22 protein-coding genes and 2 tRNA genes are annotated in these 23,145 nt (G+C 65.1%); 15 read left to right on the top strand and 9 right to left on the bottom strand.

The window, feature by feature from the left end; genetic code table 11:
• Positions 1–106: 106 nt before the first annotated feature.
• Positions 107–1,573 (top strand): mannose-1-phosphate guanylyltransferase/mannose-6-phosphate isomerase, encoded by a 1,467-nt coding sequence (locus TGR7_RS10420; RefSeq protein WP_012638638.1) that lies wholly within the window; start codon positions 107–109, stop codon positions 1,571–1,573.
• 155 nt (positions 1,574–1,728) lie between these two features.
• On the opposite strand, the gene TGR7_RS10415 is transcribed toward TGR7_RS10420, so the two are convergent.
• The 6 genes from TGR7_RS10415 to glgB all read right to left on the bottom strand — a co-directional run bounded on the left by TGR7_RS10415 (position 1,729) and on the right by glgB (position 6,198).
• On the bottom strand, positions 1,729–2,232 hold the full coding sequence (locus tag TGR7_RS10415) for a GNAT family N-acetyltransferase (protein ID WP_012638637.1): 504 nt from the start codon (positions 2,230–2,232) through the stop codon (positions 1,729–1,731).
• A gap of 11 nt (positions 2,233–2,243) precedes the next feature.
• A complete protein-coding gene (locus tag TGR7_RS10410) occupies positions 2,244–2,522 on the bottom strand; it encodes a type II toxin-antitoxin system TacA family antitoxin (protein WP_012638636.1) in 279 nt (92 codons plus the stop codon).
• 436 nt (positions 2,523–2,958) lie between these two features.
• A tRNA-Ala gene (locus TGR7_RS10405) sits at positions 2,959–3,034 on the bottom strand.
• Positions 3,035–3,137: 103 nt separating this feature from the next.
• Positions 3,138–3,566 (bottom strand): type II toxin-antitoxin system HicB family antitoxin, encoded by a 429-nt coding sequence (locus tag TGR7_RS10400; RefSeq protein WP_012638635.1) that lies wholly within the window; start codon positions 3,564–3,566, stop codon positions 3,138–3,140.
• Between the two features lie 4 nt (positions 3,567–3,570).
• Complete coding sequence (locus TGR7_RS10395; protein ID WP_012638634.1) at positions 3,571–3,756, bottom strand: type II toxin-antitoxin system HicA family toxin; 186 nt, start codon at positions 3,754–3,756, stop codon at positions 3,571–3,573.
• Between the two features lie 264 nt (positions 3,757–4,020).
• Positions 4,021–6,198, bottom strand: a complete 2,178-nt coding sequence (glgB, locus tag TGR7_RS10390) for a 1,4-alpha-glucan branching protein GlgB (protein ID WP_012638633.1) — start codon at positions 6,196–6,198, stop codon at positions 4,021–4,023.
• Positions 6,199–6,365: 167 nt separating this feature from the next.
• Here glgB and glgC point away from each other — a divergent pair, with 167 nt between their 5' ends.
• Genes glgC through malQ form a run of 3 tightly spaced genes read left to right on the top strand, consistent with a single transcriptional unit; the run spans position 6,366 to position 10,881 of the window.
• Positions 6,366–7,631 (top strand): glucose-1-phosphate adenylyltransferase, encoded by a 1,266-nt coding sequence (gene glgC, locus TGR7_RS10385; RefSeq protein ID WP_012638632.1) that lies wholly within the window; start codon positions 6,366–6,368, stop codon positions 7,629–7,631.
• A complete protein-coding gene (locus tag TGR7_RS10380; RefSeq protein WP_012638631.1) occupies positions 7,621–9,354 on the top strand; it encodes a glycoside hydrolase family 57 protein in 1,734 nt (577 codons plus the stop codon). The genes glgC and TGR7_RS10380 overlap by 11 nt, the downstream gene beginning before the upstream one ends.
• Before the next feature lie 39 nt (positions 9,355–9,393).
• A complete protein-coding gene (gene malQ / locus TGR7_RS10375; protein WP_012638630.1) occupies positions 9,394–10,881 on the top strand; it encodes a 4-alpha-glucanotransferase in 1,488 nt (495 codons plus the stop codon).
• A 98-nt stretch (positions 10,882–10,979) separates the two neighbouring features.
• Here malQ and TGR7_RS10370 read toward each other — a convergent pair whose 3' ends face one another.
• Positions 10,980–11,510: a DsrE family protein gene (locus TGR7_RS10370; RefSeq protein WP_012638629.1), complete on the bottom strand. Its 531-nt coding sequence runs from the start codon at positions 11,508–11,510 to the stop codon at positions 10,980–10,982.
• 297 nt (positions 11,511–11,807) lie between these two features.
• On the opposite strand from TGR7_RS10370, the gene TGR7_RS10365 reads away from it, so the two are divergent.
• From TGR7_RS10365 to secF, 6 genes are all read left to right on the top strand, one after another.
• Positions 11,808–11,894 (top strand) — tRNA-Leu (locus tag TGR7_RS10365).
• A gap of 92 nt (positions 11,895–11,986) precedes the next feature.
• A complete protein-coding gene (gene queA / locus TGR7_RS10360; protein ID WP_012638628.1) occupies positions 11,987–13,081 on the top strand; it encodes a tRNA preQ1(34) S-adenosylmethionine ribosyltransferase-isomerase QueA in 1,095 nt (364 codons plus the stop codon).
• Positions 13,071–14,186, top strand: coding sequence for a tRNA guanosine(34) transglycosylase Tgt (gene tgt / locus TGR7_RS10355; protein ID WP_012638627.1), 1,116 nt, complete (start codon positions 13,071–13,073; stop codon positions 14,184–14,186). The genes queA and tgt overlap by 11 nt, the downstream gene beginning before the upstream one ends.
• A 60-nt stretch (positions 14,187–14,246) precedes the next feature.
• Positions 14,247–14,576 (top strand): preprotein translocase subunit YajC, encoded by a 330-nt coding sequence (yajC, locus tag TGR7_RS10350; RefSeq protein ID WP_012638626.1) that lies wholly within the window; start codon positions 14,247–14,249, stop codon positions 14,574–14,576.
• 56 nt (positions 14,577–14,632) lie between these two features.
• On the top strand, positions 14,633–16,504 hold the full coding sequence (secD, locus tag TGR7_RS10345; protein ID WP_012638625.1) for a protein translocase subunit SecD: 1,872 nt from the start codon (positions 14,633–14,635) through the stop codon (positions 16,502–16,504).
• Between the two features lie 16 nt (positions 16,505–16,520).
• On the top strand, positions 16,521–17,462 hold the full coding sequence (gene secF, locus TGR7_RS10340; protein WP_012638624.1) for a protein translocase subunit SecF: 942 nt from the start codon (positions 16,521–16,523) through the stop codon (positions 17,460–17,462).
• 52 nt (positions 17,463–17,514) lie between these two features.
• On the opposite strand, the gene TGR7_RS10335 is transcribed toward secF, so the two are convergent.
• A complete protein-coding gene (locus TGR7_RS10335; RefSeq protein ID WP_012638623.1) occupies positions 17,515–17,874 on the bottom strand; it encodes a hypothetical protein in 360 nt (119 codons plus the stop codon).
• 268 nt (positions 17,875–18,142) lie between these two features.
• The gene (locus TGR7_RS10330; RefSeq protein WP_012638622.1) at positions 18,143–18,922 is read right to left on the bottom strand and encodes an inositol monophosphatase family protein; all 780 of its coding nucleotides are present in this window, start codon (positions 18,920–18,922) and stop codon (positions 18,143–18,145) included.
• Between the two features lie 102 nt (positions 18,923–19,024).
• On the opposite strand from TGR7_RS10330, the gene TGR7_RS10325 reads away from it, so the two are divergent.
• The 5 genes from TGR7_RS10325 to iscU all read left to right on the top strand — a co-directional run bounded on the left by TGR7_RS10325 (position 19,025) and on the right by iscU (position 23,101).
• Positions 19,025–19,768, top strand: coding sequence for an RNA methyltransferase (locus tag TGR7_RS10325; protein WP_012638621.1), 744 nt, complete (start codon positions 19,025–19,027; stop codon positions 19,766–19,768).
• Between the two features lie 93 nt (positions 19,769–19,861).
• A complete protein-coding gene (cysE, locus tag TGR7_RS10320; protein ID WP_012638620.1) occupies positions 19,862–20,668 on the top strand; it encodes a serine O-acetyltransferase in 807 nt (268 codons plus the stop codon).
• A 96-nt stretch (positions 20,669–20,764) separates the two neighbouring features.
• Entirely contained in the window at positions 20,765–21,253 is a 489-nt protein-coding gene (gene iscR, locus TGR7_RS10315; RefSeq protein WP_012638619.1) for a Fe-S cluster assembly transcriptional regulator IscR, read from the top strand.
• A 63-nt stretch (positions 21,254–21,316) separates the two neighbouring features.
• On the top strand, positions 21,317–22,540 hold the full coding sequence (locus TGR7_RS10310) for an IscS subfamily cysteine desulfurase (protein WP_012638618.1): 1,224 nt from the start codon (positions 21,317–21,319) through the stop codon (positions 22,538–22,540).
• A 153-nt stretch (positions 22,541–22,693) separates the two neighbouring features.
• Entirely contained in the window at positions 22,694–23,101 is a 408-nt protein-coding gene (iscU, locus tag TGR7_RS10305; RefSeq protein WP_012638617.1) for a Fe-S cluster assembly scaffold IscU, read from the top strand.
• Positions 23,102–23,145 lie beyond the last annotated feature (44 nt).

Genomic DNA, 23,145 nt, shown 5'->3' with positions numbered 1-23,145 from the left:
CGGTGTCTGTTTGACTTGTTGTCGCCTGGATTAACCATTTTTCACGTGCTGATTGTATGCTGTTTGGCAGGTTCAAAACCAAACCGATGCACAAGGAGCGTTGTTTGTGATTCCCGTGATTCTCTCTGGCGGTTCCGGTACCCGTCTCTGGCCCTTGTCCCGTGAGCTCTATCCCAAGCAGTTTCTGCCCCTGACCGGCGGGGATCTGAGCCTGTTGCAGGCGACGGTGGAGCGGATCGCCGGGTTTCCCGGTGCCCGGGCGCCCCTGGTGGTCTGCAATGAGGCGCACCGCTTCCTGGTGGCGGAGCAGATGCGCCAGTTGGAGCTTGAGCCCGAGGCGATCCTGCTCGAACCCGTGGGGCGCAATACCGCACCGGCGGTGGCCCTGGCGGCGCTGTCGCAGCCGGACCCGGAGTCGGTGTTGCTGGTGATGCCGGCGGACCATGTCATCCGGGATATCGCCGCGTTTCACCGGGCCCTGTCCATCGGGCTGGAGCAGGCCCGGAGCGGTGCGCTGGTGACCTTTGGTGTGGTGCCCCAGTCGGCCCATACGGGGTATGGGTATATTCGCGCTGATCGCGCGGGAGCTTCGTCCTTGGTGCTTGGTGCTTCGGAGAAGAACACAAAGCACAAAGCACAAAGCACGAAGGACAGTTCCGCCTTTCCCGTTCTCAGCTTTATCGAAAAACCCGACCAGGCCACCGCCGAATCCTATCTCGCCTCCGGCGATTATTTCTGGAACAGCGGCATGTTCCTGTTCAAGGCCTCCGCCTATCTGGCCGAGATGGAGCGTCACGCGCCGGATATCCTTGAGTCCTGCCGTGCGGCGCTCAAGGGGGCGCAGCGGGACCGGGATTTCCTGCGTCTGGACGAGGAGGCCTTCAGCAACTGTCGTTCGGATTCCATTGACTATGCGGTCATGGAGCGCACGGACCGCGCCATGGTGGTGCCCCTGGACGCGGGCTGGAATGACGTGGGCTCCTGGGACTCGCTCTGGGAGGTAGGCGAGCGGGATGCCCAGGGCAACGTATTCAAGGGGGACGTGGTCACGGAAGGGGTGCGCAACACCTACATCCACGCCCAGCAGCGGCTGGTGGCCGCGGTGGGGTTGGAGGACCTGGTGATCGTCGAGACCGGGGATGCGGTGCTGGTGATGGACAGGGCCCGCACCCAGGACGTGAAGCAGATCGTTGCCCGGCTGCGCGAGGCGGGCCGGGACGAGGCCCAGGTGCACCGCCGTGTTGCCAGGCCCTGGGGGACCTACGAGTGCATCGACGGGGCCGACCGCTTCCAGGTCAAGCGCATCACCGTGAAACCTGGCGAGAAGCTGTCGCTGCAGATGCATCACCACCGGGCGGAGCACTGGGTGGTGGTGCGGGGGACGGCGCGTATCACCCGGGGGGAGGAGGTGTTCGTGCTCAGCGAGAACGAGTCCACCTACATCCCGCTGGGGGTCAAGCATCGCCTGGAGAACCCGGGGCGTATCCCGCTGGAGCTGATCGAGGTGCAGTCGGGGGCGTATCTGGGGGAGGACGATATCGTGCGCTTCGAGGATACGTACGGGCGTTCTTAGGAACCCGGCCCTCCAAGGGTAATGGGATCAATGTGGCGGCCATCCTGGACGACGCGCTTCCGAATCACATCACGCTATTCGATCTGGCAGTTGATCCGCCAGCCCTGTGGGATGAGCAGCGCGAGAGAGTCGGGCTCTGAGGTGGAGATACCACCTCAGCTCAACATGCCCTTGAGATCTTTGAGCATCAGGAAGAGGTGATAAGGATCGGTCGGACTGGGCTCGAATTCCCAGGACTCGTACCACTGCCGCGCTGCGTCGTCCTTGGCATGTACCAGCAGGCAGCGGATACCGGCGATGTCGGCGGCCTGCGCCGTGCGCAGCAGCGCATCCTTGAGCAATGCCTGGCCCAGGCCTTTGCGTTGATGGTCCTTGTCCACCGCGAGCCGGGCCAGGATCATGACCGGTACTGGGTGACGCGCTAGCCCCTTCATCACCCTCGACGGAGCGGCTTCCGGATCGACGCTGCCGACGGCGAGGCTGTAGAGGCCGACCACCACGTCACCTTGGCAGCAGACGTAGGTCTGCGCGCTGTTGGCCTTCTGGTTGACGAGCGCGTAGCGCTGCAGGAACTGGTTCAGCGCGGCTTGGTCGCAGTCGAACGCATCGACTTGATCCGTTGCTGCAAGCTTGCGAACGGGTGCATAGGGCGACGCCATGGCGTCGCCGGTCAACCCAGCACCCCGGGCTCACGCAGCAGCTTCTTCAGGCGCGGCTTGCTTTGCACCGGACGATCCAGCGCTTCCTGGAACGCCTGCCACTGCGCCTCGTCCAGTACGAACTGGCGACGGTCCGCCAGCGTCTGCGCGGCAGCCGTCACGCCCGCGTCGAGCAGGAACTCGCTGACGTTCTTGTGGCAGGCGCGCGCGGCTTCCTGCAGCAGTTGCTTGACCGGCGTGCTTGCACGGACGTCAATGCGCTCGGTCTTGGGAAGATTCAGCGTGCTCATGAACTGCCCCTCCGGACTTTGGATGCCTCCATTGTAGTTGTCCGGACAGTGTACTGACAAGTTGTTTCTTGTCTCGACCCTCAGCCATGCACGTGCGTCCGTTGCCATGTGTCGTTAGTGGTCGACAACTACCGACGAAACGCAACGACGGTGTTTCCTTCTCCACCCAATGCTGCCATCCAACCGCTTGATTCGTCCGCGCGTAACCCAGTGATTTGTCAGTGTTGACCTCGCGGCCTTTGCGGATTTCGGCCCTGTTTCCAGGGGCGAGGCCGGAGAGAAAAACAGACGTGAGAGAGTGGAAGGTGGCCTTGAGCGGGCCCTCGGGCTGATCGGTGAAGTCCGCAGGCTTCCGCAGGAGTCCCCGCGAACACGCGGGAACCGGCGCGAGCGGGCAATAAAAAAGGCCAACAGCGAACTGTTGACCTTTTGGTATTGGTGGAGCGGATGGGAGTCGAACCCACGACCTCAGCAGTGCGATTGCTGCGCTCTCCCAACTGAGCTACCGCCCCGAACAAGCGTCGTATTGTACTGGCGGGGCTAGGGCAAGGCTAGCCCGGGTTTTCAGTGGCAATGCCTGTGGCACGTGAATTGGCCGCTGGACCCTTTTCGGGCCTACTCACTCCCGGTCGTTTTCTCCATTTCTTGCAACTGTGCCGCCTTGAGCCCGGCCCTGGCAAGAAAGCCGGAGCGGGTCTCGTGGGCGCGGGCGGCAGCTGCGTCGATGGCGCGCAGGACCCTTTTGGGGATAGTGATATTGATGCGCTGGGCAGGGCCCTGAATGCGGCTCATGTCGATGTCCACCATGGCCCTGATCCAGTCCTTGTAGGCGGGGTTGTTGAGCTGCATCTCAATGCTGCTGGGTTCGGGCAGGGACTCGCCGGCATCGATCAGGGCTTCCAGATGCATGAGGATGGCTTCCTCGGCATTCTCGATCGCTTCGTCTAGCGTATCGCCTGCGGAATAGCACCCAGGAAGATCTGGGACTACCACGCTGTAGGCTGTGGAATTTGATCCGGGTTCGATCAGGATGGGGTATCGCATGGACTTATCTCAGACCTGCCTGTTTGCGGATGGCCATGACAAGACCCTTGCCAAGATCTTTCTTGGGGTGGGGTATGGTCAGTACGGCGCCGGGGCGATCGGGGTGGGCAAACTGGTGATGACTGCCGCGTACGCGTACCTCAACCCAGCCCGCTTCCTTGAGCTCCTTGATCAGCGTCCTGCTGTCCATGGTGTGTATCGTACATCCGATGGGTCGATGGCTCAATGTGTTGAATGCGTTGGGATAATCCCTGGTCGAATTGTGGTGGTAGATGAGGTTCCGCTTTTCGCGGCGGGGTCGCCGCTCCTACCGTGGGCTGTGTCCGTCTGCCTGTTGTGGCGCATGCATTCGACCGGAGGGTCGGGCTCCGGCAAAACCCATACCCTGCAGGGCTCAGCCCTTTGGGTGAATGCAGGTCAGGAGCCTTCCGCCAGGCCCGGGGTGAATATCGCGTCAGCCGCTGTGCCGCAGGATCAGCCCCCCCAGGGGCGGCAGGGTCAGGACGATGGAGTGGGGGTGGCCCATCCAGGGGATGTCCTCGCTCTGGGCGGCGGGCTGGCCCAGGTTGCTGCCGCCGTAGTGGCTGGAGTCGGAGTTGAGGACCACCTGGTAGCGGCCGGGGCGGGGCACGCCCAGGCGGTAGCCCTCCCGGGGCACGGGGGTGAAGCTCAGGGCCACCACCATCAGTTCATCGTCGTCCTTGCGCAGGAAGCTCAGCACCGACTGGGCGGCGTCGTGGCAGTCGATCCACTCGAAGCCCTGCCAGTCGAAGTCGTGCTGGTGCAGGGCGGGGTGGTCCCGGTACAGACGGTTGAGGTCGCCCACCAGGTGCTGCATGCCCTGGTGCAGGGGGTAGTCGAGCACGTACCAGTCCAGCTGGTTCGCGGCATCCCATTCATCCCCCTGGCCGAACTCGCTGCCCATGAACAGCAGCTTCTTGCCGGGGTAGGCCCACATGTAGGTGTACAGCAGGCGCAGGTTGGCGAAGCGCTGCCACTCGTCGCCGGGCATGCGGTAGAGCAGGGAGCGTTTGCCGTGCACCACCTCGTCGTGGGAGAAGGGCAGGACGAAGTTCTCCGTGAAGGCGTACAGCAGGCCGAAGGTGAGCTGGTCGTGGTGGTAGTGGCGGTGGATGGGGTCCTTCTTGAAGTACTCCAGGGTGTCGTGCATCCAGCCCATGTTCCACTTCATGGAGAAACCCAGGCCGCCCAGCCAGGTGGGGCGGGTGACCTGGGGCCAGGAGGTGGATTCCTCGGCGATGATCAGGGCGCCGGGGTGCTGGCCCTGGACCACGTTGTTGAGTTCCCGGATGAAGTCGATGGCCTCCAGGTTCTCGTTGCCGCCGTAGCGGTTGGGTTCCCAGTCGCCGGGTTCGCGCGAGTAGTCGAGGTAGAGCATGGAGGCGACCGCGTCCACCCGCAGGCCGTCGATGTGGAATTCCTCCACCCAGTACAGGGCGCTGGACACCAGGAAGTTGCGCACCTCGTTGCGGCCGTAGTTGAAGATCAGGGTGCCCCAGTCCCGGTGCTCGCCCTTGCGCGGGTCCTCGTGTTCGTACAGGGCCGTGCCGTCGAAGCGGGCCAGGGCGTGGCGGTCCTTGGGGAAGTGGCCGGGGGCCCAGTCCAGGATCACGCCAATGTCATTGGCGTGACAGTGATCCACGAAATAGCGGAAGTCTTCGGGGGTGCCGAAGCGGCTGGTGGGGGCGTAGTAGCCGGTGGTCTGATAGCCCCAGGAGGCGTCGAAGGGGTGCTCGGTGACGGGCAGCAGTTCGATGTGGGTGAACCCGAGCTGCTTCACGTAGTCCACAAGGGCATGGGCCAGTTCACGGTAGCCGAGAAACTCCCCCTCCGGTCCCCGCCGCCAGGAACCCAGGTGCACCTCGTAGATGGACATGGGGCGGTGCAGCCAGGCGTCGCCGTGGCGCCGGGCAAGCCACTCGCCGTCCTGCCAGTCGTAGTCGGCGGGCGCGGGCACCACGCCGGCGGTCTTGGGGCGCAGTTCGAAGTTCTGGCCGTAGGGGTCGGTCTTGACCATGATCTCGCCACTGTCGCGGTTGCGGATCTCGTACTTGTACAGGCAGCCGGGTTCGAGCCCGGGGATGAACAGCTCCCAGATGCCGCTGCCGCCGCGCACCCGCATGGGGTGGCAGCGTCCGTCCCAGCGGTTGAAGTCGCCCACCACGCTGACCCGTTCCGCACCGGGGGCCCAGACGGTGAAGCGCACGCCGTCCACCTCGCCCACGGACTGAACATGGGCCCCCATGAGGCGCCAGGCATGCCAGTGACGACCCTCGTTGAACAGGTGGATGTCGAAGTCGGAGAGCAGGGGCTCGAAGCCGTAGGGGTCCCAGGCCACGTGTTCGTGGCCGTGGCCGTCGCTCCAGCGGATTCGATAGGGGCGGGGCAGTGCATCGCCGCGCCATTCGAACAGGTCCGTGCCCTCCAGGCGTTCCATGGGGGCGTCGCCGGCCTCCACCACCCAGGCCTCGGCGGCCTGGGGCAGGAAGCTGCGCACCAGGAACTCGCCGCCGATCTCGTGGTATCCCAGGACCGAAAAGGGGTCATGATGACGGGCATCAAGAATCCGGCGGATCTCTGATGGGATCATGGACTTTTCCTGAACCTTCATGTTGGCTCCCAAGGACCCTGTCGTCTCATGTTAAATGTAATAGAATCGCAAAAAAGGATGTGCATCATGCGCGATCACGCACCGGCCGTTCTGGCTCGTTCCTGTCGTCAGCTTAACATGTCGACGATGACAAGATGCCGGCTCACTCAAAGGAGCATCGAAGAGGCATGAAACCCCAATCCCAGCGTTTCGTCAGCCGCATCACCCGCGACACCCTGGCCCTGATCCTCGCCGGCGGTCGAGGCTCCCGACTCAAGCAGCTGACCATGTGGCGTGCCAAACCCGCGGTGCCCTTCGGCGGCAAGTTTCGCATCATCGATTTCCCGCTCTCCAACTGCATCAATTCGGGCATCCGCCAGGTGGGCGTGCTGACCCAGTACAAGGCCCATTCCCTGATCCAGCACATCCAGCGGGGCTGGGGCTTCCTGCGCGGCGAGTTCGGCGAGTTCATCGAACTGCTGCCGGCCCAGCAGCGCATCGAGACCTCCTGGTACGAGGGCACCGCGGACGCGGTCTACCAGAACCTGGACATCATCCGCCAGCACGAGCCCAGCTACGTGCTCATCCTGGCCGGCGACCACATCTACAAGATGGACTACGGCGACATGATCGCCTACCACGTGGAGTCCGGCGCGGACATGACCGTGGGCTGTCTTGAAGTAGGCCTCGATACCGCCAGGGCCTTCGGCGTGATGGCCGTGGATGCGGACGGACGCGTGCGCCAGTTCGCCGAGAAGCCGGAGAACCCGGCGCCCATGCCGGGCCGCCCGGACACGGCGCTGGCCTCCATGGGTATCTACGTGTTCAACACCCAGTTCCTGTTCGAGCAGCTGATCAAGGACGCCGACACCCCGGGCTCCAGCCACGACTTCGGCAAGGACATCATCCCCAGCGTGATCCAGCGCTACCGGGTGATGGCCTACCCGTTCCGCGACACCCAGACCGGCAGCCAGGCCTACTGGCGGGACGTGGGGACCATCGACGCCTACTGGGCCTCGAACCTGGAGCTGATCGGCGTCACCCCGGAACTCAACCTCTACGACATGGACTGGCCCATCTGGACCTACCAGGAGCAGCTGCCGCCGGCCAAGTTCGTGTTCGACGACGAGGACCGCCGCGGCATGGCGGTGGATTCCATGGTCTCGGGCGGCTGCATCATCTCCGGCTCCCTGGTGCGTCACTCCCTGTTGTTCTCCAATGTCATCGTGAACTCCTACGCCGAGGTGCACGATTCCGTGGTGCTGCCCAACGTGGAGGTGGGCCGTTACTGCCGCATCCACAAGGCGGTGATCGACAAGGGCTGCCGGATCCCCGAGGGCACGGTCATCGGCGAGGACCCGGAAGAAGATGCCCGTCGCTTCTACGTCTCCCCCGGCGGCGTGGTGGTGGTGACCCCGGAGATGCTCGGCAACGCCACGCGCTATGTGCGCTGAGCGCGCGCGGGGAGGCAAGCCCGCGCCGCTCAGGGTGGTGCTGTGCTGGCACATGCACCAGCCTCAGTATCGGGACGTGCAGGCACGTCGCTACGCCCTGCCGTGGACCTACCTGCACGCCATCAAGGACTACGTGGACATGGTCGCCCACCTGGAGGCGGCCCCCGGCGCGCGGGTGGTGGTCAACTTCGCCCCGGTGCTGCTGGAACAGATCGACGACTACGCCCGGCAGGTGCATGACAACCTCGATCATGGCGCCGAGATCCGTGACCCGCTGCTCGCGGCGCTCGCCGCCGAGACCCCGCCCGCCGGCGAGGCCGAGCGCCTGCAGCTTGCCGAGGCCTGTCTCAAGGCCAACCAGAAACACCTGATCGAACCCTATCCCGACTACCGCATGCTCACCCAGATGGTGCACTGGCTGCGGGAGCATCCGGCGGGGCTTGCCTACCAGTCCGAGGGCTTTTTCGCCGACCTGGTCACCTGGTACCACCTGGCCTGGCTGGGGGAGACGGTGCGCCGGGAAGACGGGCGTGTGCGTGCCCTGATGGAGAAGGGGCGGGGGTTCGATCTGCACGACCGCCGCACCCTGCTCACGGTGATCGGCGAGATCCTGGCATCGGTCCTGCCCCGCTACCGCAAGCTGGCGGAGGCGGGGCGCGTGGAACTGGCCTTCAGCCCCTACGCCCATCCCATCGTGCCCCTGCTGCTGGACCTGCGCGCCGCCCGGGAGTCACTGCCCGAGGCTCCCCTGCCCGCCGCAAAGGCCTATCCGGGGGGCGAGGAGCGGGTGCGCTGGCATCTGGATCGGGGCATGGCGGTCTTCGAACGCTATTTCGGCCGCAAGCCCCTGGGTTGCTGGCCTTCGGAGGGTGGTCTGAGTACCGCCACGGTGCGCCTGCTCTCCGAGCACGGCATCCGCTGGACCGCCAGCGGCGAGACCGTGCTGGCCAACAGCCTGCGCGAGGCCGGCGCCCTGGAGGAGGGCGAGGACCGCCGCTGGCTGCACCGTCCCTACCGGGTGGAAAAGTCGGACACCGCCTGCTTCTTCCGCGACGATGGCCTCTCGGATGCCATCGGCTTCAAGTACGCCGACTGGCACGCGGACGACGCCGTGGGGGAGTTCGTGCACCACCTGGAGACCATCGCCGCCCGGGGTGTCGAGCCCGACACGGTGGTCTCCGTGATCCTGGACGGGGAAAACGCCTGGGAGTACTACCCCGCCAACGGCTATCATTTCCTGACCGCCCTGTACGCGCGCCTGTCGGATCATCCGCTCATCGAGATGACCACCTTTGCCGACTGTGTGCAGGCCATTCCCGCGCCCCGCGCCCTGTCCAGACTGGTGGCCGGCAGCTGGGTGTATGGCACCTTCTCCACCTGGATCGGCGACAAGGACAAGAACCGGGGCTGGGAACTGCTCATCGAGGCCAAGCAGCACCTGGACACGGCGATCCGCGCAGGGCGTCTGGGCGGTGAACGCCTGCAACAGGCCCTGGAACAGCTGGCCATCTGCGAGGGCTCGGACTGGTGCTGGTGGTTCGGCGACTACAACCCGGCCGTCGCGGTGAGCGATTTCGAGCGCCTCTACAGGCATCACCTGGCGGTGCTCTACGAACTCATGGGCGAGCCGGTGCCCGAGGTCCTGTCCAGGGTATTGACCCATGGCGGCGGTCATCCCGCTGCGGGCGGCACCATGCGCCGGGGCAGTGAAGGTCATCAATGAGACATTCAAGGAACGGATGTTCACAACTTTGGAGGTCGTGTGTCACAGGAACCCAGTGAAGGCCGCTCACCCCTGGACCAGCGTCGCGCCGGCGTGCTGCTCCATCCCACCTCCCTCCCGGGTCCGGGCGATGTGGGCACCCTGGGCCCGGATGCCCTGCGTTTCCTGGAGTTCCTCGCTGCCAGCGGCATGAGCGTCTGGCAGATGCTGCCCCTGTCCCAGCCCCACGACGGCGGCTCCCCTTACCAGTGCATGTCGGTCAATGCCGGCAACATCGATCTCATCTGCCAGCGTTCCCTGGTGGACTGGGGCTGGCTGGACGCGGTGGCGGAGAGCCGGGGCCGACGCAACCCGTTCCACTGCGAGCCCCTGCGCCTGGCGCGTGAGGGTTTTCTGGCCCGCGCCACGGATGCCGAGCACGAGTTATATCGGGAGTTCGTCCAGCGCCATGGCCACTGGCTGGAGGACTACGCCCTTTATCTGGCCCTGAAACAGGAGCACGGCGGCGCCCCCTGGTGGGCCTGGGATGAACCCCTGCGCGACCGGCACCTGGGCGCGCTGCGTCAGACCCGGGAACGGCTGGACGAGGTGCTGGATCAGTACCGCTTCGACCAGTTCGTGTTCTACCGCCAGTGGGGGCAGCTCAGGCAGGCCGCCCGGGCGCGGGGCATCCTGCTGTTCGGCGACATGCCCATCTTCGTGGCCCACGACAGCGCCGATGTCTGGGCCCACCGCCACCTGTTCGACCTGGACCACGATGGCCAGCCGGTGAGCGTTGCGGGCGTGCCGCCGGACTACTTCTCCGAGACCGGCCAGCGCTGGGGCAATCCCCACTATGACTGGGCGCCCATGGAGGCCGACGGCTTCCAGTGGTGGATCGAGCGCATCGCCGCCCAGCTGGAACTGGTGGACCTGATCCGCATCGACCATTTCCGTGGTTTCGAGGCCTTCTGGTCCATTCCCGCCGAAGAGCCCACGGCCATCAACGGGCAGTGGGTGCAGGCCCCCGGCGAGGCCCTGTTCCGTGCCCTGAAACAGCGCTTCGGCAGGCTGCCCCTGGTGGCCGAGGATCTGGGCGTGATCACCCCCGAGGTGGAGGCCCTGCGGGACGGCTTCGACCTGCCGGGCATGAAGATCCTGCAGTTCGCCTTCGAGGGCGGACCGGACAATCCCTACCTGCCTCACAACCACGTGGAAAACTGCGTGGTCTACACCGGCACCCACGACAACGACACCACCCTGGGTTGGTTCGAGGCCTGCAACCCGGGCCTGCAGGCCCACGTGCTCGACTACCTGGGCCAGCCCGCCGAGCCCATGCCCTGGCCCCTGGTACGCAGCGCGCTGTCCTCCGTGGCCCGGCTCGCCGTGGTGCCGCTGCAGGACCTGCTCGCCCTGGACGGCGAGCACCGCATGAACGTCCCCGGCACCACCGAGGGCAACTGGAACTGGCGCTTTTCGTGGGATCAGTTCGAGGAAGGTCTGGCGGAGAAGGTGCGGGGGATGGTGGAGATGTATGGACGGGCATGAAGCACGGAGGAAGTGCGGAGGAAGTGCGAAGTGTGAATTGGGAAGTGCGAAGTTAAGGCCTTTACTTCCTACTTCCCAATTCACCCTTCGTACTTCCCTTACGGTATCGCCACCATCCCATAGCCCTGTTGCTGGAACCCGATCAGGGTGATGAAGGTGTTGTTCACCACGTTCACCTCCTCCAGCACGCCGTCGGCGGGCACCTCGAAGCGGTCCATGGCGACCTTGCAGGCCTCGATGCGGATGTCCCTGGCGTGCAGGTCCGCGATGGCCCTGGCGATCTCCTCGGCCACGATCTGGTCGGCCAGGTCGATGGGGCTGCGGTCACGGCGCAGGTAACGCACCGAACCGCCGCGCATGGCCACCACGATGCGACGTTCAAGCCCCATGGCCTTGAGATCATCGTCCATCTGCGCCACCAGTTGCAGGTAACGCAGCACCGTGCGCGGCTCCCCGTGGCTCAGGTCCACCAGGCCACGGAATTCCTCCAGGCCCTCCAGGGAGACGTAGCCGCCTTTGCCCTGATCTGTGCTCTGGCCATGTCCGCCGGCCAGGGCGGGTGTCAGGGCCAGCGTTGCGGCCAGCAACAGGACGGTCAGCAGAGGGCGTGACAGGGTGTTCAGGGTCATGACGGGCTCCTTGGGTTGAGAATGATCGCGGGGCACGCCGGAGGGCGTCGCCATGGTTTCAAGCATAGTGCCCCGCCCGGAGCCTGCCCGGAGAAACTGGCGCCGGGATGACCGTGGTCATGATTTGAGACCCTGGCCTTTATTTGTAGGAGGCCCGACCCCGGGCCGAACGGCGTGGTCCGCACAGACTCAGCCGTTCGCGGCGAGGTCGCCGCTCCTACCGGTGGTGCCATGCCATGCGGCTTTACTCCCGGTGGTATTCCATTAGACTAGGCCCTCCTGAATTCAGGCCTCCCTGCCGGGATGGCGGAACTGGTAGACGCGCCGGACTCAAAATCCGGTTCTGGCAACAGAGTGCGAGTTCGATTCTCGCTCCCGGCACCATTTAGGGCAGTGGCAAGTGGCGAGTGGCAAGGACTGGCCTGGGCCGCTTTCCCTCCAATACCCTCCCGTATCATCTGATAACATCGCGCGCCATGCGTTTGAGCGATTTTCATTATGAATTGCCGCCGGAACTGATTGCCCAGCGGCCCCTGGCGGAACGTTCCGCCTCCCGGCTGCTGTGCCTGGACCGGGACACGGGGGCGCTCGCGGACCGCAGGTTCCGGGACCTGCCGGATCTGCTCAATCCCGGGGACCTGCTGGTGTTCAACGACACCCGGGTGATCCCGGCCCGTCTGCTGGGGGTCAAGCGTGACACCGGCGGGCGGGTGGAGGTGCTGGTGGAGCGGGTGCTGGACGAGCACCGGGTGCTGGCCCACGTGCGTGCCAGCAAGTCCCCGGGGGAGGGGGTGGTGCTGTGGCTGGAGGAGGCTCTTGAGGCCGTGGTGGAAGGCCGCGAGGGCGATCTCTTCTGTCTGTGGTTTGCCGGGGACCTGCCCGTGATCGAATTGCTGGAGCGCCATGGCCACATGCCCCTGCCGCCCTACATCGAGCGCCCCGATGCCGCCGAGGACCGGGACCGTTACCAGACCGTGTTCGCCAGCCGGCCGGGGGCAGTGGCGGCGCCCACGGCGGGGCTGCACTTCGATGCGGACATCATGGCGCGCATGCGCGCGCGCGGGGTCGAGACCGCCGCCGTGACCCTGCACGTGGGTGCGGGCACCTTCCAGCCGGTGCGCGTCGAGGACGTGAGCAGGCACGTGATGCACGCGGAATGGACCGAGGTGAGCACGCAGGTCTGCGACCAGGTGGCCGCCTGCCGGGCCCGGGGCGGGCGGGTGGTGGCGGTGGGTACCACGGCGGTGCGCAGCCTGGAGTCCGCGGCAGCCGACGGGGAACTCAAACCCTTCTCCGGTGACACCCGGCTGTTCATCACCCCGGGGTACACCTTCCGGGTGGTGGATGCCCTGGTGACCAATTTCCACCTGCCCGAGTCCACCCTGCTGATGTTGGTGTCCGCTTTCGCCGGCTACGAACCGGTGATGCAGGCCTACCGTCATGCGGTGGCCGAGCGCTATCGCTTCTTCAGTTATGGGGATGCGATGTTTATAGGGCCCCAAGAGGCAAGTGACAAGATGCAAGAGACAAGCGGGCGGGGTGAAAGGCCTCGGTTTGACCATGAAATTTGAGCTGATCGCCAATGACGGGGCGGCACGGCGGGGACGGCTGAGTTTTCCCCGGGGCACGGTGGAGACGCCGGCCTTCATGCCCGTGGGTACCTACGGCACGGTCAAGGCCATGACCCCGGAGGAACTGGAGGGCATCGGCGCCGAGATCATTCTGGGCAACACCTTCCACCTGATGCTGCGCCCGGGCACCGAGGTGATCCAGCTGCACGGAGACCTGCACGACTTCATGCACTGGGAGAAGCCCATCCTGACGGATTCCGGCGGTTTTCAGGTATTTTCCCTCGCTGATCTGCGCAAGATTACCGAAGAAGGCGTCAAGTTCCGCTCGCCGGTAGACGGTTCCGAGATCCTGCTCACCCCGGAGCGCTCCATGGACGTGCAGCGGGCACTGGGTTCCGACATCGTTATGATCTTCGACGAGTGCACCCCCTATCCGGCCACGGAGGACCAGGCCCGGGAATCCATGGAACTGTCCCTGCGCTGGGCAGCCCGCTCCAAGGTGGCCCACGGCGACAGCCCCTCGGCCCTGTTCGGCATCGTCCAGGGAGGCATGTACCCGGCCCTGCGCAGCCGGTCTCTGGAAGGGCTGGTGGACGTGGGTTTCGACGGCTACGCTATCGGCGGGCTGTCCGTGGGGGAGGGCATGGAGGAGCGCCATCACGTGCTGGACCACCTGATGCCCGAGATGCCCGCCGAGCGGCCCCGCTATCTCATGGGCGTGGGCAAGCCCGAGGACATCGTCGAGGCGGTGCGCCGGGGCGTGGACATGTTCGACTGCGTGATCCCCACCCGCAACGCCCGCAACGGCTTTCTCTACACCCGCGAAGGGGTCATGCGCATTCGCAACAGCCGCTTCCGTACCGATACCGGCCCCATCGACGAGAGTTGCGACTGCTACACCTGCCGAAACTACTCCCGGGCCTACCTCAAGCATCTGGACAAGTGCAACGAGATCCTCGGCGCCCGGCTCAACACCATCCACAACCTGCATTACTACCAGACCCTGATGCGGGAACTGCGCGGGGCCATCGCCGAGGGCCGTCTGGAGGCCTGGGTGGCGGAGTTCTACGGGCGCCGCTCGCAAGCGGTACCGTCTGTGCCATAATACCGGCCTTTGCGCACATCCAGACCCGACTGAACACTTAATAACTAAGGAGTCCCGAGCATGAATTTCTTCATCGCGGATGCGGCAGCCCAGAGCGGCCAGGCCCAGGGCGGCGGCGGTTTCGAATTCCTGATCATGATCGCCATCTTCTTCGCGATCATGTACTTCCTGATCATCCGCCCCCAGACCAAGCGCGCCAAGGAACACCGCGCCATGGTGGAATCCCTGTCCAAGGGAGACGAGGTGGTGACCGGTGGCGGTCTGCTGGGCCGCATCGTGGAACTGGAAGAGAACTTCATCCGCATCGAGGTGGCCAATGGCGTGCAGGTGACCGTGCAGCGCACGGCCGTGGCCGCCGTGATGCCCAAGGGCACCATGAAGGACGCCTGATCGGCCTGCTGCAATAAGGTCCCCCGGCCCGTCAAGAACCCGCTTTCGGACGCCCCATGATCAACCAGTACCCCCTGTGGAAATACCTGCTCATCGTCGTGGTCGTGGCGGTGGGTGCCCTGTATGCCATGCCGAACCTCTACCCGGAGGATCCGGCGGTGCAGATCTCCAACACCACCACCGACGAGGTGGATGAGGCCACCCGTCGACAGGTGGAGGCGGTGCTGGCGGGGCGGGGGCTGAACCCCAAGACCGGGGTGGAGTACGACGGTCAGCACGTGCTGCTGCGCTTCGATAACACCGATGACCAGCTGCAGGCCGCGGATATCCTGCGCACCGCGCTCATGGGCACCCAGAACGTGGTGGCCCTGAACCTGGCGCCGGCCACGCCCGACTGGCTGCGGACCTTCAACGCCCGGCCCATGTCCCTGGGCCTGGACCTGCGCGGCGGTGTGCACTTCCTCATGGAAGTGGACATGGCGGCGGTGGTCACCGCCTCCCATGAACGCTACGTAGGCGAGTTCCGCAGCCTGCTGCGAGACGAGCGCATCCGGTACCTGTCCGTGGAGCGGGCCAGCGAGGGCGTGGTGGTGCGTTTCCGCGATGCCGCCGAACGGGATCAGGCCGGTGATTTCCTGCGCCGGGAGTACCGGGGCGACCTGGACTTCCGTAGCGATCAGGCCGGCGAAGTGTTCCTGCTCATCGCCAGTCTGACCCAGGACACCCTCACGGACCAGCGCCGCCTGGCCCTGCAGCAGAACATCACCACCCTGCGCAACCGCGTGAACGAGTTGGGCGTGGCCGAGCCCATCATCCAGCAGCAGGGTGAGGATCGTATCGTCGTGCAGTTGCCCGGCGTGCAGGACACCGCGCGTGCCAAGGAGATCCTGGGCGCCACCGCCACCCTGGAATTCCGCCTGGTGGACGAGGAGAACGACCCCTTCGAGGCCGCCGCCACCGGACGCGTGCCCTCCGCCTCGCGCCTGTACCGGGAGCGCAACGGCAACCCGGTGCTGCTGCGCCGCCAGGTGATGCTCACCGGCGATTACATCGTTGATGCCGCTTCCGGTATCGCCCAGGACAGTGGCGGCCCTGCGGTGTTCATCAACCTGGATGCCCAGGGTGCGCGCATCTTCAGCCGGGTGACCGGCGAGAACATCGGCCGCCTGATGGGCACGGTGTTCATCGAGACCAAGACCGAGACGGTGGAGGAAAACGGCGAGATGGTGCGCCGTACCACCCGCACCGAGGAGGTCATCAACGTGGCGCGCATCCAGGATCAACTGGGACGGCGCTTCCAGATCACAGGCCTTGAGAGCACCCGCGAGGCCCGCAACCTGGCCCTGCTGCTGCGTGCCGGTGCCCTGGCCGCGCCCATGACCATCGTCGAGGAGCGCACCGTGGGCCCGAGCCTGGGTCGCGACAACATCGAGCGCGGTTTTAACTCCGTGGTGATCGGCTTCATCCTGGTGCTGATCTTCATGGCGCTCTACTACCGGGTGTTCGGCCTGGTGGCCAACGTGGCCCTGGCGCTCAACCTGGTGCTGATCGTCTCGGTGCTATCCATGCTGCAGGCGACCCTGACCCTGCCGGGCATCGCCGGTATCGTGCTCACCGTGGGCATGGCAGTGGATGCCAACGTACTGATCTTCGAACGTATCCGTGAAGAGCTGCGTAACGGCAACTCGCCCCAGGCGGCTATCGCTTCCGGTTACGACCGCGCCTTCTCCACCATCGTGGATGCCAACATCACCACCCTGATCGCGGCCCTGGTGCTGTTCATGTTCGGTACTGGCCCCATCAAGGGCTTCGCCATCACCCTGTCCATCGGTATCGTGATCTCCATGTTCACGGCCATCCTGGTCACACGGGCCATCATCAACCTCATCTATGGTCGCCGGCGCCGCATCAAGGCGCTGGCCATCTGAGCGCGGAGCGCACTCCATGCTGAATTTCGCCAACGCCAACATCAACTTCATGGGTCAGCGCCGTCTGTGGCTGGCCGTGTCGGCGCTGTTGATCATCGGGTCCATCGTTCTCATCGCAACACGCGGGCTCAATTTCGGTATCGACTTCACCGGTGGCACGGTGATCGAGGTGGGGTACCCGGAACCGGTAGAGCTCGAGCAGGTGCGCGAGCAGCTGGATGCCGGTGGCTACGGTCGTGCCATCGTGCAGTACTTTGGCACTTCTCAGGATGTCCTCATCCGTCTCGCGCCGCGGGAGGGCGAGAACACCGCCGACCTGTCCAACGAGGTGCTCAGGTTGCTGCGCGCCGGTGCTGACAACGGTGTGGACATGCGCCGGGTGGAGTTCGTCGGACCCCAGGTGGGTGAGGAACTGCGCGAGCAGGGCGGACTGGCCATGCTCTATGCCCTGTTCGGCATCCTGATCTACGTGGCGTTGCGCTTCGAGTGGCGCTTCTCGGTGGGTGCCGTGCTGGCGCTGGCCCATGACGTGATCATCACCCTGGGTATCTTCGCTCTGCTGCAGAAGGAGTTTGATCTCTCGGTCCTGGCCGCCGTGCTGGCAGTGATCGGTTATTCGCTCAACGACACCATCGTGGTCTACGACCGTATCCGGGAGAACTTCCGCAAGCTGCGTAAGGAAAATGCCGAGCAGGTGATGAACAAGGCAGTCAACCAGACACTTTCACGTACCATCATGACGGGTGTGACCACGCTGCTGGTGCTGCTGGCCCTGTTCTTCTTGGGCGGTGCGGTGATCAACGGCTTCGCCCTGGCCCTGATCATCGGCGTGCTGGTGGGTACCTACTCATCCATCTACATCGCCGCTGCACTGGCCCTGGTCATGGGCGTGGACCGCACGGTGATGCTGCCGGTGAAGAAGGAAGGCGAGGATACCCCGGAGGAAGGGCGGCCCTGATTGGGGTGTGAGGGGATAGGCGATAGGCGTGAAATGCCTCAGTCCTGACGCCTTACTCCTCACGCCTTGAACGTTCCACCTCTTCCAGGGGATCGCTTTCGTCGAGCCGGCTGCCCGAGCCGGCCAGCGCCTGGCACAAGCGGTTGCTGCCGCTGACGCGGCTCCGGTCGTCATCGACCCCCTGCACCGTGAGCAGGGTCCAGATCGCGGCCACCCCCCACAGCAACACCCCGATCCCCACCACCCACCAGGCCACCGAGCCGTTGTTGAGCGGACCACCCAGGCCCCCGTAGACAAGACCGACGATGCCGGTCAGCCAGAACGCCCCGATAGGGGCGGCACAACGCCTCGCGCAGCCGTAATGGCACACCGCAAGGGGCGGTGCCGCCAGGCTCAGCAGGATTCTGTTCATTGGACTCCCTCAATGTGTCCCGTCGTTGTGGCGCTTGTGGTTTATGGGTATGGCGCGCCACCGGGAAAACCCGAGTGTTTCTGCGGGTTGCTCTTGTATAACACAGTTTTGTGAATGCGCAAGGAAGGGGGAAGGCAATTCAAGATTCAAAATTCAAGATTCAAAGGGAAAAACCCAAAAAATCCAAATGGATATGTCTTAGAGAAAGACAAAGGGGGGCCCGAGGCCGCCCCCTTTGAATTTTGAATCTTGAATTTTGAATTGCAGTTCAGCGCGCCTGGGCCAGCCGCTGCAGCATCGCCTTGAAGACCTTCGGGCCGGCGGCCACCACATCGCCGCGGGCCATCACGTCGTGGCCGCCGTCGGGCGTGCCCACCAGGCCTCCGGCCTCCTGGACCAGCAGCAGGCCGGCGGCCATGTCCCAGGGATTGAGGCCATATTCCCAGAAGCCGTCCAGGCGTCCGGCGGCCACGTAGGCCAGGTCCAGGGCGGCGGAACCGGCGCGGCGCACGCCGGCGGTGCCCGGCAGCAGGGCGCGCAGCGTCTTCAGGTAGGCATCCAGGTCCTGGTCCTCGCGAAACGGGATGCCGGTGCCCAGCAGGGCGCCGTTGAGGTCCTTCAGCGTCGTGACCCGAACCCGCCGGTTGTTGAGGGTCGCGCCACCGCCCCGGGAGGCGGAGAACAGCTCTTCCTTGACCGGATCGTAGACCACGGCCTGCTCCAGCCGGCCCTGATGGCGCAGGGCGATGGAGACCGCGAATTGCGGGAAGTCGTGCAGGAAGTTGGTGGTGCCGTCCAGGGGGTCGATGATCCACTCGTAGTCGCTCCTGCCCTGGCCGCCGCTCTCCTCGGCGAGGATGGCGTGATCCGGGTAGGCGCGCTGGATGACGCGTATAATCTCGCGCTCGGCCAGATGATCCACCTCGCTGACGAAGTCGTTGGGCTGTTTGTTCTGCACCGTGAGGCCTTCCAGGCGCCCGACGTGACGGACGATGACCTGGCCGGCGGCACGGGCGGCCTTGACCGCGATGTTGAGCATCGGCTGCATTGGGATGTTCCCCGAGACGGATTATGAAAGAAGGACGCGGCGGCTGCCGCGTCGAGATGGCGAACGATACACAAGCCCACAGTTCCCAACAAGTTGAATACGATGAATGTACTCGATCGGCTGCGGATCGTCCTGATCCAGACCTCCCACCCCGGCAACATCGGCGCCAGCGCCCGGGCCATGAAGACCATGGGTCTCTCGGACCTGCGCCTGGTCAGTCCGGTGCGTTATCCCAGCGCGGAGGCCACCGCCATGGCCTCCGGCGCCGACGACCTGCTGGCTGGCACGCCCGTCTACGAGGACCTGGATGAGGCCCTGACCGGCTGCCGGCTGGTGATGGGCACCAGCGCCCGGCAGCGCAGCCTGCGCTGGCCCCAGCTCAATCCCCGCGAGGCGGCCGCCGCGCTCATCGAGGCAGCCGCCCAGAGGCCGGTGGCGCTGCTGTTCGGCCGGGAGCAGAGCGGCCTGAGCAACGAGGAACTGGACCGTTGCCATTCCTTGGTGACCATCCCCGCCAACGAGGCCTACAGCTCGCTGAATCTCGCGGCCGCCGTGCAGGTGCTGAGTTACGAGTTGCGCATGGCGGCCCTGGAGCGGCAGGCGCCGGCGGTGGACACCAGCGCGGACCTGGCCCCGGAAGACCAGCCCGCCAGCGCCGAGGCCCTGGAGGATTTCTACGCCCACCTGGAGCGCGCCCTGATTCACCTGGACTTCCTCGACCCGAACAACCCCCGGCATCTGTTACGCCGGCTGCGCCGGCTCTACGGCCGGGCGGTGCCCACTGTGAGCGAGGTGAACATCCTGCGGGGTATCCTGACGGCGGCCGAGAAAGGACCGCGCCGCTAGCCAGCCGCTACTGTGCCCTGTGACGGTGCGTCATGAACCTGTATAATTTCTTACTAATCAACTCAGGAATTATCCCCATGACGGGAAGCGCCCATGTTTGAACGCCTGAAGGAAGACATCCGCTGCGTCTTCGACCGTGATCCGGCCGCCCGCAACACCTTCGAGGTGCTGACCACCTATCCGGGCATCCATGCCCTGTGGATGCATCGCCTGAGCCATGTCCTGTGGCAGCGGCGCCTGCTGTGGCTGGCCCGCTGGATCTCCTACCTGGGGCGCTGGCTCACGGGCATCGAGATCCATCCCGGCGCCCGCATCGGCCGGCGTTTCTTCATCGACCATGGCATGGGCGTGGTGATCGGCGAGACCGCCGAGATCGGCGAGGACTGCACCGTTTACCACGGCGTCACCCTGGGTGGCACCAGCTGGGAGAAGGGCAAGCGCCATCCCACCCTGGGCGACCGGGTGGTGGTGGGTGCAGGGGCCAAGATCCTGGGTCCCATCACCATCGGCGCCGACGCCCGGGTGGGGTCCAACGCGGTGGTGCTCAAGGACGTGCCCAAAGGGGCCACGGTGGTGGGCATCCCGGGGCGGGTGATCTCCAAGCGCGACGAGGAAGAGCGCCGTCGGGAGGTCATGGCCGAGCGCATGGGTTTTGACGCCTACGGCCTGTCCAAGGAGATGCCGGACCCCATCGCCAATGCCATCAACCGCATCCTGGATCACCTGCACACCCTGGACCAGCGGGTGGACGAGACCAGCCATGCCCTGAAGCAGCTGGGCGCGGACGTGGACGACTCCCATATCCCGGAACTGGATGCCCGGGACATGGAGGGGCTGGAGGAGACCGTGGAGAGCCATCCGGAAGAGACACCCAGGCAACCCGGATCCGGGGCAGGGTAATACTTGACCTTTTTTCTAGGTTATTGCTAAGATCCACAGGTCAATGCCGAGGAACCCGGTTTCGAGGCAGGGAATTACAGGCAAGAGGAACAGGACATGAGGCTGACAACCAAGGGACGCTATGCCGTAACGGCGATGCTCGACCTGGCCATCCATAACGAACAGGGACCGATCTCCCTGGCCGATATTTCACATCGGCAGGGTATCTCACTGTCTTACCTGGAGCAACTGTTCGCCCGCCTGCGCAAGCAGGGCCTGGTGGTGAGCACCCGGGGCCCCGGCGGTGGTTACTCCCTGAGCCGTCCCGCGGACAAGACCGCCATCGCCGATGTGATCGCGGCGGTGGACGAGAAGGTGGACACCACCCGCTGCGGTGGCGCCGCCGACTGCCAGAACAACCAGCGCTGCCTGACCCACGACCTGTGGTCTGACCTGAGCGACCAGATCCGGCAGTTTCTCACCAACATCACCCTGGCCGATGTCATGGCCCGCAACGGTGTCCAGGAAGTGGCCGCCCGTCAGGACCGTCAGGTGGGGCAGCGCGTGCTGCTCGCCCGGCGTGCCGAGTCGTTCCGGGCCGAGTGATCCGGAACGGCTGACGCAGCCCGGAGTGTACGGGCACCGTATCGAACCAGAGAGGAAAGCGCAGTGAGCGATATCAAGACCCCCATCTACCTGGACTATTCCGCGACCACGCCGGTGGACGAGCGCGTGGCCGAGGAGATGGCCAAGTACCTGACCCGCGGCGGCATCTTCGGCAACCCGGCGTCGCGTTCCCACGTGTTCGGCTGGGACGCGGAGAAGGCGGTGGAGCGCGCCCGTGAGCAGGTGGCCGAGCTGGTGGGAGCCGACCCCCGGGAGATCGTCTGGACCAGCGGCGCCACCGAGGCCAACAACCTGGCCATCAAGGGCGCGGCGCACTTCTACCAGAAGAAGGGCCGTCACCTGATCACCGTGAAGACCGAGCACAAGGCGGTGCTGGACACCTGCCGGCAGCTGGAGCGCGAGGGTTTCGAGGTCACCTACCTGGACGTGCAGTCCAACGGCCTGATGGACCTGGAGGTGCTGAAAGCCGCCATTCGCGAGGACACGGTGCTGGTGTCGGTGATGCACGTGAACAACGAGATCGGCGTGATCCAGGACATCGAGGCGATCGGCAACCTGACCCGGGAGCGTGGCGTACTGCTGCACGTGGACGCGGCGCAGTCCACCGGCAAGGTGGCCATCGACCTGTCGAGGCTGCCGGTGGACCTGATGAGCTTCTCGGCCCACAAGACCTACGGCCCCAAGGGCATCGGCGCGCTGTACGTGCGCAGGAAGCCGCGGGTGCGCATCGAGGCGCAGATGCACGGCGGCGGTCACGAGCGCGGCATGCGTTCCGGGACGCTCGCCCCGCACCAGATCGTGGGCATGGGCGAGGCGTTTCGCATCGCCCGCGAGGAGATGGGTGCCGAGGTGGAGCGCATTCGCATGCTGCGCGACCGCCTGTGGACGGGCCTCTCGGACATGGACGAGGTGTACCTGAACGGTGACCTGGAGCGGCGCGTGGCGCACAACCTCAACGTCTCGTTCAACTTCGTGGAGGGCGAGAGCCTGATCATGGCGCTCAAGGACATCGCGGTGAGTTCGGGTTCGGCCTGCACCAGCGCGAGCCTGGAACCCAGCTACGTGCTGCGTGCCCTGGGCCGGGATGACGAGCTGGCGCACAGCTCGATCCGCTTCTCCATGGGCCGCTACACCACGAGTGAGGAGGTGGACTACACCATCGACCTGGTGAAGAACGCGGTGGCGAAGCTGCGCGAGCTCTCGCCCCTGTGGGAGATGTACCAGGAAGGGGTGGACCTGAAGAGTGTGCAGTGGGTGGCGCATTAGGCGCCACCCATAGAGACAAGAGACAAGAGGCAAGAGACAAGTAACCCCGTTTTTTCTTGCCTCTTGGATCTAGGAACTTGTCTCTGCTGACTGATGCTTGTTCGTCCTCCCCAAGGTGCGGAGAGGACGCAAAGACAAACCTGGAGGTGAAGTATGGCTTACAGCGACAAAGTGCTGGATCACTATGAGAATCCCCGCAACGTGGGGTCCCTGGACAAGGCGGACCCGAGCGTGGGCACGGGCATGGTGGGCGCGCCGGCCTGTGGCGACGTGATGAAGCTGCAGATCAGGGTCAACGCCGAGGGCGTGATCGAGGATGCCAAGTTCAAGACCTACGGCTGCGGTTCGGCGATTGCCAGTTCGAGCCTGCTGACGGAGTGGGTGAAGGGCAAGACGCTGGATGAGGCGGCTGCGATCAAGAACACGCAGATTGCCGAGGAGCTGGCGCTGCCGCCGGTGAAGATTCACTGCTCGGTGCTGGCCGAGGACGCCATCAAGGCGGCCATCGCCGACTTCAAGCAGAAGTCCGGCGCCGAGGAGCCCGCCAAGAAGACCGCCTGAGCGGTTTTCCTGGCGTGACCTGAGCACAAACAGCGCGTATCAAC

The organism is Thioalkalivibrio sulfidiphilus HL-EbGr7 (assembly GCF_000021985.1).
GTDB classification, from domain to species: Bacteria; Pseudomonadota; Gammaproteobacteria; order Ectothiorhodospirales; family Ectothiorhodospiraceae; genus Thioalkalivibrio_A; species Thioalkalivibrio_A sulfidiphilus.
The sequence above is the reverse complement of the archived record's forward strand: the minus strand, read 5'-3'. Positions and strand labels throughout refer to the sequence as shown.